At 32.4% G+C, this 17,078-nt stretch carries 15 protein-coding genes; 10 read left to right on the top strand and 5 right to left on the bottom strand.

Annotated features, from left to right (window positions below; all coding sequences use genetic code 11):
- Positions 1-23: 23 nt before the first annotated feature.
- The 3 genes from ACUSJC_RS01215 (at position 24) to ACUSJC_RS01205 (ending at position 1,837) form a co-directional block, all read left to right on the top strand.
- The gene (locus ACUSJC_RS01215) at positions 24-221 is read left to right on the top strand and encodes a ribbon-helix-helix domain-containing protein (protein WP_449267727.1); all 198 of its coding nucleotides are present in this window, start codon (positions 24-26) and stop codon (positions 219-221) included.
- Between the two features lie 231 nt (positions 222-452).
- Positions 453-1,181, top strand: a complete 729-nt coding sequence (locus tag ACUSJC_RS01210; protein ID WP_449267726.1) for a hypothetical protein — start codon at positions 453-455, stop codon at positions 1,179-1,181.
- A 53-nt stretch (positions 1,182-1,234) separates the two neighbouring features.
- A complete protein-coding gene (locus ACUSJC_RS01205) occupies positions 1,235-1,837 on the top strand; it encodes a hypothetical protein (protein WP_449267725.1) in 603 nt (200 codons plus the stop codon).
- Between the two features lie 24 nt (positions 1,838-1,861).
- Here the strand turns inward: ACUSJC_RS01205 and ACUSJC_RS01200 are convergent, their stop codons facing one another.
- On the bottom strand, positions 1,862-2,527 hold the full coding sequence (locus tag ACUSJC_RS01200) for a uracil-DNA glycosylase (protein ID WP_449267724.1): 666 nt from the start codon (positions 2,525-2,527) through the stop codon (positions 1,862-1,864).
- Between the two features lie 82 nt (positions 2,528-2,609).
- Between ACUSJC_RS01200 and ACUSJC_RS01195 the strand changes: the two genes are divergently transcribed.
- From ACUSJC_RS01195 to ACUSJC_RS01185, 3 genes are all read left to right on the top strand, one after another.
- Positions 2,610-4,778, top strand: coding sequence for an endonuclease MutS2 (locus tag ACUSJC_RS01195; RefSeq protein WP_449267723.1), 2,169 nt, complete (start codon positions 2,610-2,612; stop codon positions 4,776-4,778).
- 41 nt (positions 4,779-4,819) lie between these two features.
- Complete coding sequence (locus tag ACUSJC_RS01190; RefSeq protein WP_449267722.1) at positions 4,820-5,233, top strand: thiol-disulfide oxidoreductase DCC family protein; 414 nt, start codon at positions 4,820-4,822, stop codon at positions 5,231-5,233.
- A gap of 73 nt (positions 5,234-5,306) precedes the next feature.
- Positions 5,307-5,447: a hypothetical protein gene (locus ACUSJC_RS01185; RefSeq protein WP_449267721.1), complete on the top strand. Its 141-nt coding sequence runs from the start codon at positions 5,307-5,309 to the stop codon at positions 5,445-5,447.
- 37 nt (positions 5,448-5,484) lie between these two features.
- On the opposite strand, the gene ACUSJC_RS01180 is transcribed toward ACUSJC_RS01185, so the two are convergent.
- Both ACUSJC_RS01180 and aroC read right to left on the bottom strand, forming a co-directional pair.
- The gene (locus tag ACUSJC_RS01180) at positions 5,485-6,738 is read right to left on the bottom strand and encodes a choice-of-anchor J domain-containing protein (RefSeq protein ID WP_449267720.1); all 1,254 of its coding nucleotides are present in this window, start codon (positions 6,736-6,738) and stop codon (positions 5,485-5,487) included.
- A 253-nt stretch (positions 6,739-6,991) separates the two neighbouring features.
- Entirely contained in the window at positions 6,992-8,053 is a 1,062-nt protein-coding gene (gene aroC / locus ACUSJC_RS01175) for a chorismate synthase (RefSeq protein WP_449267815.1), read from the bottom strand.
- Positions 8,054-8,208: 155 nt separating this feature from the next.
- Between aroC and ACUSJC_RS01170 the strand changes: the two genes are divergently transcribed.
- The 3 genes from ACUSJC_RS01170 to ACUSJC_RS01160 all read left to right on the top strand — a co-directional run bounded on the left by ACUSJC_RS01170 (position 8,209) and on the right by ACUSJC_RS01160 (position 10,443).
- Positions 8,209-9,045: a UDP-2,3-diacylglucosamine diphosphatase gene (locus ACUSJC_RS01170; protein WP_449267719.1), complete on the top strand. Its 837-nt coding sequence runs from the start codon at positions 8,209-8,211 to the stop codon at positions 9,043-9,045.
- Between the two features lie 24 nt (positions 9,046-9,069).
- Positions 9,070-9,864, top strand: coding sequence for a hypothetical protein (locus tag ACUSJC_RS01165; RefSeq protein ID WP_449267718.1), 795 nt, complete (start codon positions 9,070-9,072; stop codon positions 9,862-9,864).
- An 84-nt stretch (positions 9,865-9,948) separates the two neighbouring features.
- Complete coding sequence (locus tag ACUSJC_RS01160) at positions 9,949-10,443, top strand: hypothetical protein (protein WP_449267717.1); 495 nt, start codon at positions 9,949-9,951, stop codon at positions 10,441-10,443.
- Between the two features lie 72 nt (positions 10,444-10,515).
- On the opposite strand, the gene ACUSJC_RS01155 is transcribed toward ACUSJC_RS01160, so the two are convergent.
- Complete coding sequence (locus ACUSJC_RS01155; RefSeq protein WP_449267716.1) at positions 10,516-11,622, bottom strand: hypothetical protein; 1,107 nt, start codon at positions 11,620-11,622, stop codon at positions 10,516-10,518.
- 72 nt (positions 11,623-11,694) lie between these two features.
- Positions 11,695-14,226, bottom strand: coding sequence for a DNA gyrase subunit A (gyrA, locus tag ACUSJC_RS01150; protein ID WP_449267715.1), 2,532 nt, complete (start codon positions 14,224-14,226; stop codon positions 11,695-11,697).
- A 254-nt stretch (positions 14,227-14,480) separates the two neighbouring features.
- Here gyrA and ACUSJC_RS01145 point away from each other — a divergent pair, with 254 nt between their 5' ends.
- Complete coding sequence (locus ACUSJC_RS01145; RefSeq protein ID WP_449267714.1) at positions 14,481-17,033, top strand: ATP-dependent Clp protease ATP-binding subunit; 2,553 nt, start codon at positions 14,481-14,483, stop codon at positions 17,031-17,033.
- The last annotated feature ends 45 nt before the right edge of the window (positions 17,034-17,078 follow it).

Here is a 17,078-nt window from a genome sequence, read left to right as displayed (position 1 = left end):
AATTCACATCAAAACATCCCATTATGGCTAGACAAAGTATTTCTTTTACAGAACCTAATGACGAATGGTTGAAAGAACAAGTTGAAAATAATGAATATGCCAGTAAAAGTGAATTGGTTAACGATTTAATTAGACAAGCTCGAAAACAACAAGCAGAGATGGATTGGATTCGTCTTAAGTTAGATAAATCCGCAAAAAAGTGGATTTACAAACGATTCTAAAACTGATATTTTAAAATTATCAAAATCTCGTTTAAATGGCTAATTACTGATTAAGTAATATTGGTCGACAGGATTTTTAAATAATGCACGTTTTTATAAAAAAAGAAATTTCAGCAGAATTGATACTATATACTCTACTTTAAAATTTATAATTCTATAGTTATTCTTTTTTTAATATCATGTAATTAGTTTCGTATATTTGAGACTCAGCATTAAGCTTGAAAAATATATATGAAAACACTTTTAGAATATATTTTTATTTGTTTTACAATATCAATCGTAGCTGGTTATTTTGCTTCGGTTGGATATTATTCACAATATAATTTTAGCATTACTTCATTTTTATCAATAGAAGATTTGACAATTGTTTTTGCAAGATGGATTTGGATAGGTTTTTTATTTGCTTTCATGATATATATGATTATTGAAGATATAGATTTAAATAAAAAATCTTGGTGGACAAAATCTTATAAAAAATTTGGTTTAACCAATTTTGGAATCATAATTATTATTTCTATTATATTCTTGATTACATTTTCTTTTTTATACAAAAAAATTAGAGAATTTTCCTTTTTACTTTTTTTATCCAGTATTTTATTTTTTGTTGCTTTTGGTATGTTACAAAGTATGAAAGAAATAATAATTAGTAATAAAGAAATTGCTAATTATTCATTTAATGATTGGATAAAAATTGTTTTCTTTACATTTCTTTTTATAATTATATTCCCATTTGGAGTTGGTATTTTTAATGCAACTTTTATATTAAAAGAAAATATTGAATTTATTATTGATGATAATAAAAAAATAAGCACAAAAGATTCGAGCAATTTAGAATATTTAGGGCAAACATCAAAATTTGTATACATATATGACTCAGAATTAAAAACAACAACAGCCTATAACTTAGATAAAATTAAAACCTTAACTTTATCTGAGCCAAATCCTGAAATATTCGAATAAGCTTAATGCTCTAGTTAATAAATTATTGTCTAGCTCGGGTAACTTTCCAAATTATGATACAAGAAATAACAACTGAAGATAAAGATAAAATAAAGAATTGGTGTGAAGAGTTTTTATGTCTAATTCCTTCTCATAAAAGTCTTCAAGGATTTTGTTTTACAATTTGTTACCCATTATCACTATATACAAATTATAAAGGTTTTAAGAATTCACTCTCTGCTGGTCAATATGATGGTAAACCCCACTATTGGATAAATCTTGATAATTATAATAATGTAATTATTGACCCTACAGTTACACAATTTGAACAATATTTAGGAAATGATAAAATTTATATTGGAAAAAAAGATTGCAATTATTATCAGGTATACGATTATTTAGATATTAGAATTAATCAAGCGAGAGATGCTTGGAAAGAAAAACTTTATGATAATAAAAATATTGAATTACTTCAAATAAATTTTAAAATAGCTCTAAAAATATTCACTGAAATAGAAGAAAAAGATTTTTCAAAAACAGGCGAATATGTAACATATATAAATGATATTAAAGAAATTACAGAAACATTAAATATTCCAAAAGATATAGTTTCCTTGAAAACAAAATTATCAAATTGGTTATTCAATAATTGTAAATATGATGAGAAAAGTATGTAAACATTCTGCGTAAAATTAAAAAATTTACCACTCAATCGGTTTCTTCCCTATTCTTTCCAAAATTTCATTTGTTTTACTAAAATGCTTATTTCCAAACCACAAACCTCTGTTAGCACTTAATGGCGAAGGATGCCCGGTTTCCAGAACAAAATGTTTGCTTCGGTCTATTTTAGCACCTTTCTTTTTGGCATAACCGCCCCAAAGCAAAAACACCACTTTTTCATTTTGCTTAGAAATAGCATCAATTACAGCATCTGTAAATGTTTCCCAACCTTTATTCTGGTGGCTTCCGGCAGAAGCTTCCCGCACTGTTAAAGTCGCATTTAAAAGTAAAACTCCTTGCGCAGCCCAACGTTCTAAATTTCCTGTTTTAGGAATCGGTTTCCCCAAATCCTGTTCAATTTCTTTAAAAATATTGATGAGTGACGGCGGAAAAGAAATACCGTCATTAACCGAAAAACACAATCCGTTAGCTTGACCTGCGCCATGATATGGATCCTGACCAATGATAACGACTTTTACATCTTGAAAAGAACAAGCGTCAAAAGCAGCAAAAATTTGATTTCCTTTGGGATAACACGTATTTTTAGTATACTCTTCTTTAACAAATTGTACTAAATTTTGAAAATAAGGCTTTTCAAATTCATTTTGTAAATACGGTTGCCAAGAGGAATTGATTTTTACTTGCATTTTTTAAATTTTTCTCAAAAATACTATTTTTAAAAATAAAACTTTCCAAACTTTGTAACTTTGCTATTTTACAACTTAGAAAATGATTTCAGTTACCGATAAAACGTTACAAGACTTAGAATTTAATACCATTTTACAGACCATTTCAGATCATTGTCATACTGAAATCGGGATGCAAAAGGCCGAAAATATAGTTCCTTTTAAAAACAAAGCGGAATTACTTGATAATTTAACGCAAACCTCTGAATATTTAGCTTCGTTTACCAATAATAACGCCATTCCGAATCACGGATTTGAAACCATTACTAACGAATTAAAATTCTTGGGAATTGAAGATAGTTTTTTAGAAGCATCCAGTTTCAAAAAAATTATTCATTTGGCCGAAACGACTATTGCTCTTATTCAGTATTTCAAAAAATTTGAAGATTATTATCCAAAATTACAAACCAAAGCGATTGAAATTGCCATTGAAAAATCTATTGTAACCGCCATTGAAAATGTTTTTGACAAATATGGCGAAATCAAAGATAATGCATCGCCCGATTTAGTTCATATCAGACGAAATATTCAAGTGGTTCGTGGCAAAATCAATCAAAGTTTCGGGTTGGCATTGTCCCAATACAATTCCGCCGGATATTTAGATGACATCAAAGAAACCGTTGTGGACAACCGACGTGTTTTGGCAGTTTTGGCTATGCATCGCAAAAAAGTAAAAGGTTCGGTAATGGGAAGTTCCAAAACCGGAAGTTTGGTTTATATTGAACCCGATGCAACGCTGCGTTTTTCGCGCGAATTGAATAGTTTATTGCAAGACGAACGCGAAGAAATTATTCGTATTTTAAAGCAATTAACGAACCAAATCAGACCTTTTAAAGAACTTTTGAGTGATTATCAGGAGTTTTTAAGTGATATTGATGTTATTGCTGCTAAAGCAAAATATGCGCACAAAATCAATGCTTTGTTGCCCAAAATAACCGATGAAAAAAGGTTGTATTTCAGAGATGCCTTCCATCCTATTTTGTGGTTGACCAATAAAGCAAAAAAGAAACCGATACATCCGCAAACTATTGAATTGCATGATGAAAGCCGAATTATTGTGATTTCGGGTCCGAATGCCGGTGGTAAAAGTATTACACTGAAAACCATTGGTTTACTGCAATTAATGTTGCAAAGTGGTATCTTGATTCCGGTTCATGAACGAAGCGAAACGTTTCTTTTCGACAGAATTTTAACAGATATTGGCGACAATCAATCTATTGAAAATCATTTAAGTACGTACAGCTATCGCTTAAAAAACATGAATTATTTCTTGAAAAAGTGTAATGCTAAAACCTTGTTCTTAATTGACGAATTTGGTACGGGTTCTGATCCTGAATTGGGTGGTGCTTTGGCAGAAACTTTTCTGGAGGAATTCTACGCTCGCGAAGCTTTTGGTATCATCACCACGCATTATACCAATTTAAAAATTTTGGCTAACGAATTGCCTTTTGCGACCAATGCGAATATGATGTTTGACGAAAAAACATTGGAACCTTTGTACAAATTGCATTTAGGTCAACCCGGAAGTTCGTTTACGTTTGAAGTAGCACAGAAAAACGGAATTCCTTTCGGATTAATTAATCGCGCTAAAAAGAAAATTGAACGCAGTAAAGTTCGTTTCGACAAAACCATTGCCACGCTGCAAAAAGAGCGTTCTAAATTGGAAAAAACTTCTCAAAATCTGAAAGAAGAAGAATCAAAAGCAAGAGAAGAAAGTCAAAAAATGGAGCAAATTAATGCGCGAATTCAAGACAAATTGGAACGCTACCAGGAATTGTACGATGCCAACCAACGCTTGATTTATTTAGGGCAACGCTTGGATGATATTTCTGAGAAATACTTTAATAATAAAGACAAAAAAACGTTGATTGGCGAGTTTTTGAAAATGGTGGAAATTGAGAATTCAAAACGTAAAAAAATTACGAAGAAAGAAAAAATCGACAAAGAAAAAATAGAAAAACAAGTCATTGCCGAAGTTCAGGTAAAAGTGGAAGAAATCCGCGAAAAGAAGAAAGAAGAAAAGCAAAAGAAAAAAGAGGAAGAACTGAACAAACCAAAAGTTACGTTGAAAGTTGGCGACAGAGTTCGCATGATCGACGGAAGATCAATAGGAACGATTGATAAAATTGAAAAGAATAAAGCCGTTGTGAATTATGGCATTTTCACGTCTAAAGTGAGTTTGGACCAATTGGAATACATTCAACCGCTTTAATTTGCGGATCTGCTCTTATGATTATTTGTTAATTTGAAACTATGGAATCATTACCAAAAGATAAAAAAATAATACTGTTTGATGGCGTTTGCAATTTATGTGATGCTTCGGTGCAATTTATCATAAAGCATGATGCTAAAGATATTTTTCGATTTGTAGCCATTCAATCAGAATTGGGACAAGAAATCATAAAATACTTAGGAATTGACACTTCTAAAACCGATTCTATTATTCTATATGAACCGGGAATCGCTTATTATTACAAAGCGGAAGCTGCTTTACGAATTGCTAAAGAACTCAAAAGTTGGCATTCTATTCTTTATGGTTTTATGTTTATTCCTGATGGAATTAAAAATTCGGTTTATGACTATATCGCTAAAAATCGCTATAAATGGTATGGTAAAAAAGAAGCTTGCATGATTCCTACTCCGGAACTCAAAGCTAAATTCTTATAGTTGAACTGATATTTGTCATTTTTTAAGTATGATTAAAGCTATACTTTTGATAAATTTCTAACCTTATCGATTTATGAAAAGTCTATTCTTACCTTTATTCAATTTTAATAACGGAGCGTTTATTATGATTGTGGTTTTTGCGCTGGTTATCTTAGGATTAGTCGGTGCTGTAATGATGATGATGAACTCTGATAAAAAGAAAAACGACCAATAAAGATTGGTCGTTTTTTATTATTTTCAGTTTAAAAAAATTATCTTTTAATTAATTTAAAGCTTTTGAAGCCATTATTTGCGTCAAAAACATTTACTATATAAACCCCGTCTGTTACATGGCTCATATCAATTTCTTTCGTTTGGGTGTTCATATTGGTTTCACCAAATACTTTTTGTCCTACAATAGTATAAATTTCAACTCCGCTAATATTAGCATCTGAAGAGAAAATAGTTAGTGCTTTATAATTTCTGTCATAAGAATATGTAAAATCACCTAAGTTAAATTGTTTAGAGGAAAGAGTTGTAGTCACAGTAACGTCATCAATGTTTAATTGATACTGATCTGTAACATCATAATGTCTAAATGCAAAATAAACGGTTTGACCTGCATATTGAGAAATGTCTAAACTTCTTGAAACGAAAACTTCTCCGGCACCACCGGTTTGTCCTATAATTTCTGTAAAAGAAGCAGGAGAACTTAAGAAATCTGTTTGTGTATTTCCTGCAGCTACATATACGGAATAATTTTCATCAGGATAATTTTCATCAATTCCTCTGGCTAACCACTCTAACGCTATATCATAAGAACTATCAAAAGAGGTCAAATCTACCGGTAAAGAAATAATCCAGTTATCTGGTGTTAACGCTGAAAAAGTATCATTATCATAAGATGCAGATGCTAAACAAGGATTCCCATCCGGATTTCCATCTAAATCTAAATCATAATCAGAAACGAACCATCCATAACCGTCTCCGTCATCATCTATAAGATCCCAACAAACATATATTTGTGCATCGTCAGAAAAATCTTCGGTATAAGGAGGTGTTATTGTGCTCGGACAAGTTACAGCTGTTGCTGTTAATTCAAACTGAAATCCTGTATCATCCCATTCGTCAGCCCATTCTATATAATATGATACTCCAGGTTCTACAGTAAAAGTAAGTGTTGAAAGATAATTATCAGCTGTATCATCATTATAGCCAATACAGGTTAAAGCTCCGCAACTTCCACTATAGACATTGAGATAGGTATCATCACTATAAACAGAACCATCATTTTGCGATAAATCAGAAGTAACAGTAACTATTCCTGAAATAGTTGAGTTGTATACAAACCAATTTGCATAAGTTGAAAACCATGTGTTTCCACATCCATCTAACAAGGTTCCGTTAACTGTTCCTACTGTATTCAATCCTACTATAGCAGTAGCAGCTGTAGAACAACTTCCTTGAGCCTCAGCCGATAAAATACTTACAATAATTAATAAGAGTGATAGTAAATTTTTTTTCATGAAAATAAAATTTAATGTTAGACTTACTAAAGTATAACATTTTTTACAATTAATTATTACTTTTTATAAAAAAAGAACAAATAATTAAAACATATCTTGATATATGTGTTTTTTTTATCACTTTTTCATGAAATAAACCTAATTCCTTCATTTTCAACTCAAATCATTTATAACTAATAATTATAAGTCTGTTTTTCTTCATTCTATCTTAAATGAAAGATTATCGAATGAAAGCATAAAAAATTAACTAAGATTATTCATTCATTTTTCTAAATAAAAACGAATCCACCAGAACCATTGCCGCCATAGCTTCCACAATAGGAACAGCTCTAGGAACTACACAAGGATCGTGTCTTCCTTTACCTTGTTGTTCAATTATTTCTCCCGTATTTGTTAGAACTTCTTGTTTTTGCAATAAAGTTGCCACAGGTTTAAAAGCGACTCTAAAGTAAATATCCATTCCGTTACTTATGCCTCCTTGTATTCCTCCCGAAAGATTTGTTTTTGTAGTTCCGTCTGGGTTGAAGGAATCATTATGGTCACTACCTTTCATTTTGGCTCCGCAAAATCCGCTTCCATATTCAAACCCTTTTACTGCATTAATTGAAAGCATCGCTTTTCCCAAATCAGCATGAAGTTTGTCAAAAACCGGCTCGCCCAAACCAATAGGTACATTCTGAATCACACAGGTAATGGTTCCTCCAACCGTATCGCCTTGTTTTTTAATTTCTTTGATGTATGCTTCCATTTTCGATGCAGCATTCTCATCAGGGCAACGTACCGGATTACTCTCTATTTTGGAAAAATCTAAATCTTGATAGGGTTTATCAATAAAAATTTCACCCACAGAAGATACAAAAGCTGTAATCTTGATGTCTGGAATAATTTGTTTAGCAATAGCACCGGCAACTACTCTGCTCACCGTTTCACGTGCAGAACTTCGTCCGCCACCTCTATAATCGCGAATTCCATATTTTTTTTCATACACATAATCGGCATGACTAGGTCTATACGTATCTTTTATATGAGAATAATCATGTGACTTCTGATTCGTATTCTGAACAATAAAGCCTATTGATGTTCCAGTAGTTTTTCCTTCAAAAATACCCGAAAGAAATTGAACTTCATCTTCTTCTTTTCTTTGAGTAACAATGGCAGACTGACCTGGCTTTCTTCTTTGCATTTCTGTTCGTATAGCCTCAAAATCCAATACTAATCCTGCCGGACAACCGTCAATAATTCCTCCTAAAGCTTCTCCGTGTGATTCCCCAAAAGTGGTAACTCTGAATAGTCTTCCAAATGTATTTCCTGCCATAAAATTTCCAAAATTGAATTTCTTCAAAGGTAAGGAATAATGGCTTCTTACCATAAATATTATCTTAACAAAAAGATTTCATAGCTAACTGTTTGATAACTTATACTTTAATTTAAGTTTAAATACGATTCTTTTCTTTGTTTAAACTGATAATTTTGAAAAAGAGAAGTGTAGAATTAGTCGTTATCTCAGATGTTCATTTAGGAACATTTGGCTGCCATGCTACAGAATTACTAGAATATTTGAATTCTATTAAACCTAAGATTCTGATCTTAAACGGAGACATTATCGATATCTGGCAATTTAGAAAATCTTATTTTCCTAAAAGTCATTTAAAAGTTGTAAAAAAGTTAATTAGTTTTTCCGGCAAAGGAACTCAAGTGTATTATATTACAGGAAATCACGATGAAATGCTGCGAAAATTTTGCGATACTCATTTAGGCAATTTTTCATTAGTTAACAAAGTAGTATTAGAACTTCACGGTAAAAAAGCTTGGTTTTTTCATGGTGATGTTTTTGATAGTTCTGTTCATACCGCTAAATGGATAGCTAAATTAGGAGGATTAGGTTACGATTACCTCATTTTAGTGAATCGTTTCATTAATTGGTGTTTACATAAAATAGGTAAAGAACCTTATTCATTATCTAAAAAAATTAAAGGAAGTGTAAAAAAAGCAGTGAAATTTATATCTGATTTCGAAACAACTGCTACAGAAATAGCTATTGACAATCAATATGATTATGTAGTTTGTGGTCATATTCACGAGCCTAAGATTATTCGAAAATCAAATAACAAAGGATCTACTTTATACTTAAATTCCGGAGATTGGATTGAGAATTTAACAGCCTTAGAATACCATCGTAAGAAGTGGAAATTGTATACCCATAAATCAACGGATAGTCAAGAAGAGGAAGACAATGACCTCTCAGAAAGTGACATTGAACTCAATCAACAATTGATTGCGAATATTATTTTTCATAAAAATAAATAAGTATATTAGCCATAAAAATATCTTATGAGGCTAAAACATTATTTATTTGCTTTACTGACTATTGGTTTTATATCATGTTCTGATGACAATGACGACTCCAACGAAAATCCAAGTACTGTTAGTGTTACATTTCCTTTAACTGATGGAAACTATTGGAATTATGACATTGATACAGATGGAACAACTAGTCGTGATTCTATTTATATCGATCACGATACTATCATCAATTCTATTACTTATAAAAAGTTAGAAACAGAAATTGTTCCTACAGGTTTTTATTCATCAAGCTTAAAAAATAACGGATTACGCTTTTCCGATAATAAATTATTATTGAGTGGTAGTTTAAGCTTTTTAGCGGGTCAAAGTTTACCTATTGGAGTGGACTTATCTGTTACTGATTTTACTATTTTAAATAATAATGTTTCAGCAGAAACAGAATTGTCTAGTAAAACAGGAACAATTACACAAGATTATAATGGATTTCCAGTTACCATGGATTATACTTTAAAAACCTTAGCTGGAAATGACTATACTTCATTAACTTTAAATGGAATAACCTATCAAAACCTTAAAAGTACCAAAGTGGTTTTAACTGCTTCTGTCTCTGTATCTATTTTAGGAACTCCAATACCTATTTTAAATCCTAGTAGCCAAAATGTTATGGTTGCTGAAATTATTTTTGCCGATGGTATAGGAGCTGTTAGTATAACAACAGATATTAATGCTACTATAGATTCTACAGCTGCTACTTCTTTGGGGTTACCTCAATCTATTACTCAACATCAAGAGGAAGCTCTAGACACCTATCATGTTAATTAGAATTCTATAAACTTTTAGAGAAATTTTATAATTCTTAATTCAAGCGATTACTATAAATTTGTACAGAATTAAAAATAGAGAAATATGAAAAAACTATTATTAAGCGCATTTATGCTAGTAGGTTTAGCTTTTAGCGCACAAGCTCAGGAGATTTCTAAGAATGCTTTAGGTTTACGTTTAGGTGACAATGACGGTTTTGGTGGAGAAATATCTTATCAAAGAGGATTAAGCTCTGAAAACCGTTTAGAATTTGACTTAGGTTGGAGAAATAGTAACCACGTTAATGCTTTCAAATTAGTAGGTTTGTACCAATGGGTTTGGAATATTGAAGGAGGTTTTAATTGGTATGCCGGAGCCGGAGCCGGAATAGGTTCTTGGAGTTGGAAATACAATAACAATAAAGACAGTGGAGCATTTTTACTCGTTGCAGGTGATATTGGTATCGAATACAATTTTGATGTTCCTTTACAATTGGCATTAGATTTCAGACCTGAATTTTATTTAGGAGGAGATTATGCCGACTACAATGATAATTTCGGTCCAGATATCGCGTTGAGTATTCGTTATAAATGGAATTAATATTTAGCAGATAAAAAAAAGAAAGCTCAATTTAATAAATTGAGCTTTCTTTTTAGAAATATATTCTACTTCTTATTTAACTTTCTCTGCTTTTTCTTTTTGACCTGTTACTTCGTAAGCCATTTTCAAAAGAGCCTTTGTATTTGCATCAGCAGCATTTAAACCGTATGCTTTTTCAAACAATGGAACCGTTTTAGCAAAAACTGCTTTGCGTTTTTCCATTAATTCATCATATTTTGCTTTATTAGCTCTATTGTTATTGATTTCGTCTACTAAAGTTTGATCATCTTTTAACAATTCATAAGCTTCATTAAAATAAACTCGAGCTGCCGAAGTTTTTAACTCAGCATCAGTAGGATTTAACTCTATTGCTTTAGTATAATATTCTTTTACTTTAGCAGTATTTTTATTATGATCAGCCAAAGAAGCTAACATTTTATAAGTATCAGGTAATTTATTTGAAACTTTTTCATCTCTCGGCTTTTCATGCGTACCCATAGCTATCATTTTAACTCTTGTATCTCTATTAGGCATTGTTTCTTCTTGTCCTGAAGCTTTATTTGTTGCATAGTATACAATTCCATTTTTTAAATAATCACTATTTAAAAACTCTTCATACAATTTCTCTGCTTTTGCATAATCTTCCCCTTGAACAGCAGTAATAGCTGCATTTTCTAAAGAATTACCTTCATTTTTTGGATCAAAAAGATATAATCCATAAAAAAAAGAAGAGGCCTCTTTATATTTTTTGTTATTATAAGCTGTATTAGCTATAGTACTCAATTGATTTTTAAATGATTGTTTTTCCTCAACTAGATCATCTGTATACACTTTTTTACCCGTTTTTGCCTCATAAGCTATTGTTTCATCAATAACTTTTCCATATTCCGTAATAAACTGCGGATTATATAATTTAGTTTGATCTTGAAGTGTTGCCTTCTCTCCTTTAGAATAAAGTTCTAAAGTAGGATACATAGTCTTGTAAAACTTAGCATAAACTAAATCATTTTCCTCTTTAGCTAATGATTCTAACGAAGTTAAAGCAGTTTTATAAGCATCTAAATCTTTATCTGAAATAATTTCTTTTCCGTAGATCTTTTTTAACGTTTTTAATTCTTCCTTTTGTGCAAAAGTAGCTACCGAGCAAAAAAAAGTCGTAGCTAAAATTAATCTTTTCATAATTAGTTTACAGTATTTAAAATTTTATTGGTTTAAAAAAGGAAGCCCAATTTTAAATTGGGCTTATCATTATTATTCTTGAGTTTCATTTGTAGTATCAGTATCTACTTCACCTTCCGGTAAGTCTTCTGATTCTTCTTCACGTAAAACTTTGGTTACTGCTGCAATTGAATCGCTTCCTTTAATATTAATTAAACGAACTCCTTGTGTTGCTCTACCCATAACACGTAAATCATCAATACGCATTCTAATCGTTAAACCTGATTTGTTGATAATCATTAAATCATCTTCATCCGTAACAGCATTAATAGAAATCAGACTACCTGTTTTATCAGTGATGTTCAAGGTTTTAACTCCTTTACCACCTCTGTTGGTAATACGGTAAACATCTTCTCCGTCATCATCTACTAATTTAGTACGTTTTCCGTATCCGTTTTCAGTAACAACAAGAAGTTGCGTTTCGTTTACATTGTCTTTATCAATAGAAACCATTCCGATTACTTCATCAGTAGCTTCGTCTGCCAAGGTAATACCTCTAACACCCGATGCTGTACGACCCATTGGACGTGTTTTTTCTTCTTCGAATCGAACTAATTTACCTGATTTAACAGCTATCAATACTTGACTGTTTCCGGTAGTTAATTTTGCTTCTAATAATTCATCATCCTCACGAACCGTAATAGCATTGATACCATTTTGACGCGGTCTTGAGTATTGCTCTAAAGGAGTCTTTTTCACAATACCTTTTTTGGTTGCCATAATTACGAAGTGATTGTTAATATATTCTTCGTCTTTCAAGTCCTGAGTACAGATGTAAGCTTTCACCTTATCATCACTTTCAATGTTGATTAAGTTTTGAATCGCCCTACCTTTACTAGCTTTAGTTCCTTCCGGAATTTCAAACACACGCATCCAGAAACATTTTCCTTTTTGCGTAAAGAACAATAAATATTGGTGATTGGTTGCCACAAATAAATGTTCTAAGAAATCTTGATCTCTTGTTGCAGAACCTTTTTGTCCAACCCCTCCTCTATTTTGTGTTTTGTATTCCGATAAAGATGTACGTTTAATGTAACCCGCGTGAGAAATTGTTATTACAACTTGTTCGTCAGCAATTAAATCTTCAATACTTACATCGCCACCAGCGTATTCAATTACCGAACGTCTTTCGTCACCATATTTATCTTTAATTTCAATAAGCTCATCTTTAATCACTTGCATACGCATTTCTTTATTGGCAAGTAATTCTTTTAAGTAAGCAATTAATTTCATCACTTCTTCATATTCCGCACGAAGTTTATCTTGCTCTAGTCCTGTTAATTGACGTAGACGCATTTCGACAATAGCTCTCGCTTGAATTTCAGATAATTTGAAGCGCTCGATTAATTTGTTACGTGCTTCTTCTCCATCTTTTGAAGAACGAATTAAAGCAATTACTTCGTCAATATTGTCAGAAGCAATGATTAAACCTTCTAAAATGTGAGCTCTTTCTTCTGCTTTACGCAAATCAAATTGTGCTCTACGAACTACAACATCATGACGGTGTTCCACAAAATAATGAATCAAATCTTTTAGATTCAGTAATTGCGGTCTTCCGTTTACCAATGCAATGTTGTTTACACTAAATGAAGACTGTAATTGTGTATACTTAAACAAAGTATTCATGACAACATTAGGAACAGCATCACGTTTTAATTCGTAAACGATACGCATACCTGTTCTATCCGATTCGTCACGAATAGTCGAAATTCCTTCAATTTTCTTATCGTTAACTAAATCAGCCGTTTTTTTGATCATTTCAGCCTTGTTAACTTGGTACGGAATTTCAGTAACAACAATTGCTTCTCTACCGTTAGATTCTTCAAAATTAGCTTTGGCACGCATTACTACACGGCCTCTACCTGTTTTGAAAGCTTCTCTAACGCCTTCGTAACCATAAATAATACCACCCGTTGGAAAATCAGGTGCTTTAATATGGTGCATCAATTCATCTATTTCAATGTCGTTGTTATCTATATAAGCTAATGTTCCGTCGATAACCTCAGACAAGTTGTGAGGAGGCATATTAGTTGCCATACCAACTGCAATACCTGAAGCACCATTAATCAATAAGTTAGGTACTCTTGTAGGCAATACTTTTGGTTCTTCTAAGGAATCATCAAAATTCAATTGAAAATCAACCGTTTCTTTTTCGATATCAGCCAACATTTCTTCCGATATCTTTTTCATTCTGGCCTCAGTATAACGCATAGCCGCCGGACTATCACCATCTACCGAACCAAAGTTACCTTGTCCGTCAACCATTAAATAACGTAAACTCCACTCTTGTGCCATACGCACCATAGCGTCATAAACCGAAGAATCTCCGTGTGGGTGATATTTACCCAAAACCTCTCCTACAATTCTGGCTGATTTTTTATAAGCACTATTAGAACGAATTCCTAATTCGTGCATTCCAAATAATACTCTACGGTGTACAGGTTTTAATCCATCTCTAACATCAGGAAGCGCTCTCGAAACAATTACAGACATTGAATAATCAATGTATGCAGACTTCATTTCGTCTTCTATGTTAATAGGTATTAACTTTTCTCCTTCAGACATACGTATTTATATAAAATTTATCATTAATTCTTAAACGTGCCAATATACGCTTTTTTCTCATTTTAGAAGCCTTTTTAACATATTAATTTACACGATTTATTAACAATCATAACATAAAATTGATAATAACTAAATACCATTTGTTTTTAATATCTCAATATTTTTTTGTCATTTAGTCATACAATAGCATTAAAGGCACATTTTTTGTTATTTTCCCTATATCTTAGTATATTTACCAATAGATTTATAATGTTATGGACGATAATTTTTCACCAAGAGTAAAAGATGTAATCTCATTCAGTAAAGAGGAAGCTTTGCGCCTAGGGCACGATTTCATTGGCACAGAACATCTTATGCTGGGATTACTACGAGAAGGTCAAGGAAAAGCTATGACCATCTTAAATAGTCTTGCGGTAGATTTTGATCATTTGAGACGAAAAGTTGAAATATTGAGTCCTGCCAATTCTTCAGGTCTCCCCAATAATGACAAAAAAAATCTGCATTTGACAAGACAAGCAGAAAGAGCTTTAAAAACAACTTTCTTAGAAGCTAAACTATACAACAGTTCTATGATTAGTACTGCCCATTTGTTGCTTTGTATTCTACGTAATGAAAATGACCCAACAACCAAGCTTCTAAACAAGTTAAAAATTGATTACGAAACTGTTAAAGAACAATATACGGCTATGTTAACAAACGAAAACGATTTTATAGAAAATCTTCCTAAAGCCGAGTCTTTTAATGACGATGCCGAAAACGATGATTTATCTGCAAGAGGCGAAAGCTTCAACTCGCCTTCATCCGGAAGTAAAACCAATAAGAAATCTAAAACTCCGGTTTTAGATAACTTTGGTCGCGACCTAACAGAACTTGCCGAAGAAGGAAAATTAGATCCTGTAGTAGGTAGAGAGAAAGAAATTGAGCGCGTATCTCAAATTTTAAGTAGAAGAAAGAAAAACAATCCTCTACTTATAGGTGAACCCGGCGTTGGTAAATCAGCTATTGCTGAAGGCTTGGCATTGCGAATTGTAAAGAAAAAAGTTTCTCGTATTCTATTCAACAAACGCGTGGTAACTTTGGATTTAGCTAGCTTAGTTGCCGGAACCAAATACAGAGGTCAGTTTGAAGAACGTATGAAAGCTGTCATGAATGAATTGGAGAAAAATGACGATATTATCCTTTTCATTGATGAAATCCACACTATTGTAGGTGCTGGTGGTGCTACCGGTTCTTTAGATGCTTCTAATATGTTTAAACCAGCTTTAGCAAGAGGTGAAATCCAATGTGTCGGTGCTACAACTTTAGATGAATACCGTCAATATATTGAGAAAGATGGTGCTTTAGAAAGACGTTTTCAAAAAGTAATTATCGAACCTACAACTGTAGATGAAACAATTACCATTTTGAACAATATCAAAGCAAAATATGAAGACCATCACAATGTTATTTACACACCGGAAGCTATTGAAGCTTGTGTTAAGTTGACTAATAGATACATGACGGATCGTTTCCTTCCGGACAAAGCTATTGATGCTTTAGATGAAGCGGGCTCTCGTGTTCATATTACTAATATTGACGTTCCTAAACAAATTTTAGAATTGGAACGCCAATTAGAAGAAGTACGCGAAAACAAAAACAGCGTTGTTAAAAAACAAAAATACGAGGAAGCCGCTAAGTTGCGCGACGACGAGAAAAAAATTGAAAAAGAATTGGCTATTGCCCAAGAAAAATGGGAAGAAGATTCTAAAAACAATAAAGTAATTGTAACAGAAGATAATGTTGCCGATGTGGTTTCAATGATGACTGGAATTCCGGTTAATAGAATTGCACAAACGGAAAGCAATAAATTGGCTAAACTTCCCGAATTAATCAAAGGAAAAGTTATTGGTCAAGACAATGCAGTTGAAAAAATTGCCAAAGCCATTCAACGTAATCGTGCTGGTTTGAAAGATCCTAGTAAACCGATCGGCTCTTTTATTTTTCTTGGTTCTACCGGGGTTGGTAAAACTCAATTAGCCAAAGTATTAGCCAAAGAACTTTTTGATTCGGAAGATGCTTTGATTCGAATTGACATGAGCGAATACATGGAAAAATTTGCAATTTCCAGATTAGTTGGAGCACCTCCGGGATATGTTGGCTACGAAGAAGGAGGGCAATTGACCGAAAAAGTTCGTAGAAAACCCTATTCTGTTGTTCTTTTAGACGAAATTGAAAAAGCACATCCGGATGTTTTCAACATGATGCTTCAAGTATTAGACGATGGTCATTTAACCGATAGTTTAGGACGAAAAATTGACTTTAGAAACACGATTATCATCATGACTTCTAACGTTGGTGCCAGACAATTGAAAGATTTCGGACAAGGTGTTGGTTTCGGAACTTCTGCCAAAACGTCACAAGCTGATGAACATTCGAAAGGAATTATTGAAAATGCACTTAAAAAAGCATTTGCTCCTGAGTTTTTAAACCGTATTGATGATGTTATTGTATTTAATTCTCTTGAAAAAGAAGACATTGATAAAATCATCGATATCGAAATGGCAAAATTATACGCTAGAATTAAAGATTTGGGTTACGACTTAAAACTTTCTGAAAAAGCGAAAGATTTTATTGCTGATAAAGGTTTCGATAAGCAATTTGGTGCACGACCTTTAAAAAGAGCCATTCAAAAATATGTAGAAGACACACTGGCTGAAGAAATTATAACTTCAAAAATTCACGAGGGCGACGAGATTTTTATGGATCTGGACGAAACCACGAATGAATTAAATATTTCAATACAGAAAAAAGAAAAACCTGCTGAATAAGCAGGTTTCTTTTTTTATACAAACTCTTTTAAAATCAAAAAAAAG

Source organism: Flavobacterium sp. U410 (assembly GCF_053570605.1).
Note: the sequence above shows the minus strand (reverse complement) of the source record. Positions and strands in the feature narration are given on the sequence as shown.

Bases quoted from the DNA above. Each gene is read 5' to 3' on its own strand.
- ACUSJC_RS01195 (WP_449267723.1), top strand. From the start codon at position 2,610: ATGATTTCAGTTACCGATAAAACGTTACAAGACTTAGAATTTAATACC.
- ACUSJC_RS01190 (WP_449267722.1), top strand. From the start codon at position 4,820: ATGGAATCATTACCAAAAGATAAAAAAATAATACTGTTTGATGGCGTT.
- ACUSJC_RS01160 (WP_449267717.1), top strand. From the start codon at position 9,949: ATGAAAAAACTATTATTAAGCGCATTTATGCTAGTAGGTTTAGCTTTT.
- ACUSJC_RS01180 (WP_449267720.1), bottom strand. From the start codon at position 6,738: ATGAAAAAAAATTTACTATCACTCTTATTAATTATTGTAAGTATTTTA.
- aroC (WP_449267815.1), bottom strand. From the start codon at position 8,053: ATGGCAGGAAATACATTTGGAAGACTATTCAGAGTTACCACTTTTGGG.
- ACUSJC_RS01165 (WP_449267718.1), top strand. From the start codon at position 9,070: ATGAGGCTAAAACATTATTTATTTGCTTTACTGACTATTGGTTTTATA.
- ACUSJC_RS01155 (WP_449267716.1), bottom strand. From the start codon at position 11,622: ATGAAAAGATTAATTTTAGCTACGACTTTTTTTTGCTCGGTAGCTACT.
- ACUSJC_RS01200 (WP_449267724.1), bottom strand. From the start codon at position 2,527: ATGCAAGTAAAAATCAATTCCTCTTGGCAACCGTATTTACAAAATGAA.
- ACUSJC_RS01215 (WP_449267727.1), top strand. From the start codon at position 24: ATGGCTAGACAAAGTATTTCTTTTACAGAACCTAATGACGAATGGTTG.
- gyrA (WP_449267715.1), bottom strand. From the start codon at position 14,226: ATGTCTGAAGGAGAAAAGTTAATACCTATTAACATAGAAGACGAAATG.
- ACUSJC_RS01205 (WP_449267725.1), top strand. From the start codon at position 1,235: ATGATACAAGAAATAACAACTGAAGATAAAGATAAAATAAAGAATTGG.
- ACUSJC_RS01145 (WP_449267714.1), top strand. From the start codon at position 14,481: ATGGACGATAATTTTTCACCAAGAGTAAAAGATGTAATCTCATTCAGT.
- ACUSJC_RS01185 (WP_449267721.1), top strand. From the start codon at position 5,307: ATGAAAAGTCTATTCTTACCTTTATTCAATTTTAATAACGGAGCGTTT.
- ACUSJC_RS01210 (WP_449267726.1), top strand. From the start codon at position 453: ATGAAAACACTTTTAGAATATATTTTTATTTGTTTTACAATATCAATC.